This window comes from Amycolatopsis sp. NPDC058278, from assembly GCF_042881395.1.
Taxonomy (GTDB): domain Bacteria; phylum Actinomycetota; class Actinomycetes; order Mycobacteriales; family Pseudonocardiaceae; genus Amycolatopsis.
This window is the reverse complement of the sequence record NZ_JBHVXZ010000244.1, coordinates 1-5103: the sequence shown is the minus strand read 5'-3', so window position 1 is coordinate 5103 and position 5103 is coordinate 1. Positions and strand designations below refer to the sequence as shown.

8 protein-coding genes are annotated in these 5103 nt (G+C 70.0%); 2 read left to right on the top strand and 6 right to left on the bottom strand.

All coding sequences use genetic code 11. From position 1 onward, the window contains the following. Window positions 1-62: 62 nt before the first annotated feature. Window positions 63-626: a 30S ribosomal protein S9 gene (gene rpsI / locus ACFVYA_RS49450; protein ID WP_387055551.1), complete on the bottom strand. Its 564-nt coding sequence runs from the start codon at window positions 624-626 to the stop codon at window positions 63-65. A 14-nt stretch (window positions 627-640) separates the two neighbouring features. Next, entirely contained in the window at window positions 641-1093 is a 453-nt protein-coding gene (rplM, locus tag ACFVYA_RS49445; RefSeq protein ID WP_285988130.1) for a 50S ribosomal protein L13, read from the bottom strand. Between the two features lie 264 nt (window positions 1094-1357). Here rplM and ACFVYA_RS49440 point away from each other — a divergent pair, with 264 nt between their 5' ends. Continuing rightward, entirely contained in the window at window positions 1358-2251 is an 894-nt protein-coding gene (locus ACFVYA_RS49440) for a hypothetical protein (protein WP_285988129.1), read from the top strand. A 29-nt stretch (window positions 2252-2280) separates the two neighbouring features. After that, window positions 2281-3051, top strand: coding sequence for a DUF4333 domain-containing protein (locus tag ACFVYA_RS49435; protein ID WP_285988128.1), 771 nt, complete (start codon window positions 2281-2283; stop codon window positions 3049-3051). 116 nt (window positions 3052-3167) lie between these two features. On the opposite strand, the gene ACFVYA_RS49430 is transcribed toward ACFVYA_RS49435, so the two are convergent. The 4 genes from ACFVYA_RS49430 to ACFVYA_RS49415 all read right to left on the bottom strand — a co-directional run. Then, entirely contained in the window at window positions 3168-3461 is a 294-nt protein-coding gene (locus tag ACFVYA_RS49430; protein ID WP_285988127.1) for a WXG100 family type VII secretion target, read from the bottom strand. Between the two features lie 60 nt (window positions 3462-3521). Then, window positions 3522-3842 carry a WXG100 family type VII secretion target gene (locus tag ACFVYA_RS49425; RefSeq protein WP_285988126.1) on the bottom strand — a complete coding sequence of 107 codons (321 nt, stop codon included), beginning with the start codon at window positions 3840-3842 and terminating at the stop codon, window positions 3522-3524. Window positions 3843-4098: 256 nt separating this feature from the next. After that, entirely contained in the window at window positions 4099-4446 is a 348-nt protein-coding gene (locus tag ACFVYA_RS49420; protein WP_285988125.1) for a hypothetical protein, read from the bottom strand. A gap of 14 nt (window positions 4447-4460) precedes the next feature. Further along, the coding region (locus ACFVYA_RS49415) for a type VII secretion-associated protein (protein ID WP_387055548.1) at window positions 4461-5103 on the bottom strand (643 nt) is incomplete at its 5' end.

The window sequence follows — 5103 nt, the reverse complement described above, 5'->3', positions numbered from 1 at the left end:
ACGCGGGCGCCCCCTACCTGGTCAGTTATGCCCGCTCCGGTGGTCCGCGCCTGGGGGCGCGATCAGCGCTTGCTGTACTGCGGGGCCTTGCGGGCCTTCTTGAGGCCGTACTTCTTCCGCTCCGTGGCGCGCGCGTCACGGGTCAGGAAGCCGGCCTTCTTGAGGGCCGGGCGGTCGTCGGCGTCGACCTCGATGAGCGCTCGGGCGATCGCCAGGCGCAGCGCGCCCGCCTGACCCGAGACGCCGCCACCGTGCAGGTTGGCGAAGATGTCGAACGAGTCCGGCTTCTCGACCAGGACCAGCGGGTCCTTGATGAGCTGCTGGTGCACCTTGTTCGGGAAGTACTCCTCGAGGGTGCGGCCGTTGAGCTTGAACTGGCCGGTGCCCGGGACGACGCGCACGCGGACGACGGCTTCCTTGCGGCGGCCGACGGTCTGCGCGTTGCCGCCCGCGGCCCGCGACGGGCGCGGCGCGGCAGCGCTCTCGCTCGTGGCGACCGGGGTCTCGCTGGTCGCGGCCGGGGTCTCGCTGGTCGCGGCCGGGGTCTCGCTGGTGGCCACGACGCCGGTCTCGGTCGCCTCGGGGGCCTCAACGACCTCGGGGGTCTCGGTCTCGGTGCTGGTCACAGACTGTTCCTCACTCACTGCGCGACCTGCGCGATCTTGGTGATCTCGCGCGCCGACGGCTGCTGCGCGGCGTGCGGGTGCTGCGGGCCGGCGTACACCTTGAGCTTCTTCGCCTGGGCGCGGCCGAGCTTGTTCTTCGGCAGCATGCCCTTGACGACCTTTTCGACAAGGTGCTCGGGCTTGGTGTCCAGCAGCTCGCCGAACGAGCGCTTCCGCAGACCGCCCGGGTAACCGCTGTGCCGGTACGCGAACTTCTGCTCGCGCTTGTTTCCGGTGAGCGCGACCTTCTCGGCGTTGACGATGATGACGAAGTCACCGGTGTCCACGTGCGGGGCGTAGGTCGGCTTGTGCTTGCCGCGCAGCAGCGTGGCGACCTCGGTCGCCAGCCGTCCGAGCACGACATCCTCGGCGTCGATCACGTGCCAGGCACGAGTGACGTCGCCGGGCTTGGGGCTGTACGTGGGCAAGGGTCTACCTCGTCGTCAACATTGCGTGTGGGTTCTGTGCGGGCCTAGCGCTTACGCGCCGCAGCGCACAACGACATATGAAGATACCCCCACGGTCACCGCACCCGCGCATGGGGGGTGGTGGAAGCGCCCATATTAAGCTCCGGACGGCCCGGGCGCAGCCGGGACCCTACCGGAGTTTTCCCGCCGAAGCGCCTGCACGGGCCACCGCGACACGCGAGGATGGGGCCATTCCGGCGGCACCAGGCGAGCAGGGGACGGCGCATGAGCAAACGACCGACGGCGATCTTCGTCCTGGGCGCCCTGCTGGCCCTGGTCAGCGCCTGCGGCCAGGCGAAGGCGGGCACCGCGCTGCCGAAGGGCGACGACGCGGCCGACTACGTCGGCGCCAAGTTCGAGCAGGTGATCGGCAAGCTCGGCGACGCGATCACCGACACGCGCGACGTCACCAACTCGCTGGACGCCTACTTCAAGTTCGACGACAAGTGGATCCACAGCACCGTGACGTCGGCGCGCACGGGCAGCCCGGAGAACCGGGCGGTGCGGCACCGGTCGCAGAAGAACCCGGACGAGATCATCGACACGTACACGCCCGCCGACGGCACGGTCGAGTACACCTACCTCGGCCCGATGTACGTGCAGAAGGGCGTCTCGCCGACGGCGTGGGTGTCGATGCCGAAGCCGGAGGGCGGGCTGGTCGTGCCGTGCGCCTGGGGCGGGGTGCTGACGCCGTGCCGGATGGCGGACTCGACCGTGGAGGCGTACCAGGGCGACAAGCGCGCCGTCCGCGGGGCGAAGAGCCTCGGCGACGGCAAGACCGCGCTGACGGTGAACGTGCCGTTCGGGATCTTCGTCAAGGACAAGGTCGAGATCCTGCCGCCGAGCATCACCGGCCAGATCGGGCCGGAGCTGAAGAAGGCCGCGGTCCCGGCCACGATCACGCTGAACCCGGACGGCAGCCTCGTCTCCTTCGTGATGGAGGCCAAGTTCGCCGGCGACGGCCACCAGCTCGAACTCAAGTACGAGTTCCGGTTCACCGGCAAAGCGAGCCTGCAGGACATGCCGAAGCTGCCGGACGCGAGCCAGATCACGGTGCTGCCCGACCGGGCGGCGATGGACGACTTCTACCGCCGGCTCGGCGAAGCGCAGGGCAGCTGAGGCGTGACCACGACCCGAGGTGATCTCCGATGACCACACCGTCAACACCGTCGCCACCGTCCCAGCCACCCGACCCGCGGCAGCAGCAGTGGTGGCAGCCGCCGTCGAACCCGCCCGGCGCCCCCGCGGGGTGGCCGCCGGAACACCAGGCGACCGGCCCGCACGCCGGGCAGTGGCAGCAGAACGCCGACCCGGGCGCGGCTCCCGGCCCGGACACCACGGGGTCCTACACCGGCCAGTGGCACCCGGGGCAGCCGTCGGGCTCGTTCTCCGGGCCCTGGCAGCCGGGACAGCCGGGTGCCGGGCCGTGGCAGCCGGGACAGCCCGGGCAGCCGGGTGGCGGGCCGTGGCAACCGGGACAGCCGCCGTCCCAGCCGACGCCGCAGCAGCCGGCGCCGGGCCACGGGCAGCAGCAGTACGGCGGCGGGTTCCAGCCTGCGCAGTACGGCGGGCTCGGCGCCTTCGCCGTCGAGCCGGCGAAGAAGCCGAAGTCGAAGAAGCCGTTGCTGATCGCGGTCGCCGCGGTCCTGGTGCTCGCGCTCGGCGGTGGCGCGGCGTGGCTGCTGGGTGCGTTCCGCGGGGACGTGCTCGACCGGCAGTCCCTTGAGGACGGTGTGGTCAAGGTCCTCAACGAGAACTACGGCGAGCCCGACGTGAAGGACGCGCAGTGCCCGGCGAACGAAGCCGCGCGGAACGGCACGACGTTCGACTGCACGGTGACCATCGGCGGGCAGCAGAAGAAGGTGACCGTGCGGGTGCTCAACGACCGGCCCGAGTACGAGGTCGGCGCGCCGCACTGAGTCCGGCAAAACCCGAGTCCGGCGAACACCGAGGCCGGCAAAACCCGGCCGCGCAACGGAAAACGGCGGGCCCCGCACCGGAGTGCGGGCCCGCCGTGGTTTCCGGGGCTACCGGCTCAGAACAGGCCTTCGACGGCGCTGTCGGTCTGCTGGTAGCCGTCGGCGATCTGCGGCAGGGCGGCGGCGATCTGCGCCAGAACCTGCTTCAGGTCCTCGAACTTCTGGTCCCAGGTACGCTGAGCAGCGTCGTACTGCTCCTTCGCGGAACCGGTCCAGGTGGTGGTCAGCGGCTTGAGGTCGTCCTTGAGGCGGTCGAAGGCGGCCTGCAGCTCGCCCCCCGTCGACGTGCAGTCGTCCGCGGCCGCGCGGATGGTGGCGTAATTGACGACAATGCCGGCGCCATCAGGCATGATGTGCTCCTTTTGTGCTGAAAAGTTAGGGTGAGTGAAGGGAAAAGTTCAGGACGGAGATCAGCCGAGCTGGTCGAAGCCGCGGTTGATGGCACCCATGATCTCCTGCTGCTGCTGCTCGGAACGCTCGTACTTGGAGCCGGCCTCGCGGAGCAGCTCACCGATACGCTGCAGCGCCTGGTTCATGCCGCGGGCGTCCTCGTCGAAGCGCAGCATCACGTGGTCGAACGCCTTCTGCGCTTCACCCTGCCAGCCGGCGCGGGTGGCCTCGATGCGGTCGCGCAGCGTCGAGAGGTTCTGGTCCATCTGCGCCCGGACCTCGGTGACCTTGCCCTCGGCGTCGGTGAACTGGGCGACTGTTCCCTGGAATCCGGCGCTCATACCGGAACCCCCTTCTTAAGAGTGGTGGTCGGCCGTAACCGTGTTTCTTCGTTCGTACGGCCCTACGACGCAGACACTGCCATGTCCGGTTCCCCCTTGTCGTGGTTTGCCCGGAAGTAGTTGCTTGCGTTAACGCCCCCACCGGGAACCGGTCGCCACGGGTATCGGGAGAACGCCCCGAACCGGTGGCGCATCACCCGAAAAAGCGTTCGCCACCAGCGGGATTAGCACGCGCACAGCCACCGGCAGCGCGGTTTCACTGGTCGCGCTGCATGATTCGCATCTGGGAAAAGTCTTCGTCGTCGTCACCCGATCGAGGGGTCCGCGCGGGAGGTTGCGAACGCGAAGGAACCGGATCGGGTGCCGCGGGAACCGCCAGCCCGCGGGCGCGGCGGAATCGTTCGGCGGCCGCGCGCAGCGTCCCGGGCGTCGGGTCGCCGGACTTCGTCCCGCGCCCGCTCTGCTTCAGCAGTTCGGCGTTCTCGCTGTGCCGCCGCCGGCTGCGCGCGAGCGCGTTCCCGGTGACGCGCCGGGAATGCGTCACCGCGTCCTGCCCGATCCGCGTGAAGGACGCCGCGGCGCTTTCGAATTCTTCGGACGGCACCGCGTGCCCTCCTCTCAGTTGCGGATTTCGACCGTGCGCACGGCTTGCGCGCAGGCGGCCGCGACCCGGTCCCGCAGCGGGGCCGTGGCGTACTGGCAGCCGACGTGGACGCGGATCCGGCCCTTCGCCACGACGTACCAGTCGACCTGGAGATCGGGCCGGTCCGGCTTGCTCTCGTGGTACCCGATCACCGTCTTGCCGGCGTACGAAAGGCTCGGGTCGAACGCGCTGTAGCGCGCGGATTCCTGGTCCGCGCTGCGCTTCAGCTGGTCGACGAGCTTCTGCGGGTCGGCGGTCGCGTCGTAGTCCATCACGTACTCCTGCGCGACCACCAGGTCGTTGCCGTCACGGGACTCCTGCGGGTGGATCACGACCTGCTTGTCCGCGACCCGGTCGTCGGTCTGGACCCAGTCCTCCGGGGCGACGAACTTGAAGTCGTATTGCGAAAGCGTCTTGCCGCTCTCGACCTGCTCCCCCGAATTCTTGAACACGACGACCCCGGCGACGACGAGCGCGGCCACGACGACCACCACGATCGCGATCACGCCCCACAGCTTGCGGCCGCTCTTCCCGGCCGGTTCGGACGCGGGCCGGGCGCCCGCCGCCGGGCCCGGCGGGTTCGGCCGGGCGGGCTGCCCGGCGGGCGGCGTCCACGGC